The following is a 396-nucleotide window of genomic DNA, read 5'->3' on the forward strand; positions in this document are numbered from 1 at the left end:
TCACCGACAGCTCGTAGTCGGACGGATCGACGCGGGCGAGCACGTCGCCGGCATTGACATGCTGGCCAATGTCGACGAGGCGCTCGGTGACCTTGCCGGCGATGCGGAAGCCGAGATTCATCTCGGTACGGGCGCGCACCGAGCCGGAATAGTCGAGCTGGCGGGTGGTCTGCGCCTCACCGATCTCGACGACCTTCACCGGCCGGACGATTTCCTGGACGACCTCGGCCTTCTCCTGGCTGCAGCCAGCAAGGCCGAGCACTGCTGCTACGACGGCGACGGCTGGGAAGCCGGCGGCCGGCAGCTTGCGGAGGATGGAACTGGACAAAGACACCTTAGCACTCCCGAAATGGAGATGAATGTCGACCGGCACCCGGCGGGCGGCGGCTATTTCAA

1 protein-coding gene is annotated in these 396 nt (G+C 65.4%); it reads right to left on the reverse strand.

Going from position 1 to position 396, the window contains the following annotated elements; all coding sequences use genetic code 11:
* On the reverse strand, positions 1–316 hold a 316-nt coding region (locus EN808_RS35240; RefSeq protein WP_245525205.1), incomplete at its 3' end, for a biotin/lipoyl-binding protein.
* Positions 317–396: the final 80 nt, after the last annotated feature.

Source organism: Mesorhizobium sp. M8A.F.Ca.ET.165.01.1.1 (assembly GCF_004792065.1).
In the GTDB taxonomy this organism is placed as follows: Bacteria; Pseudomonadota; Alphaproteobacteria; order Rhizobiales; family Rhizobiaceae; genus Mesorhizobium.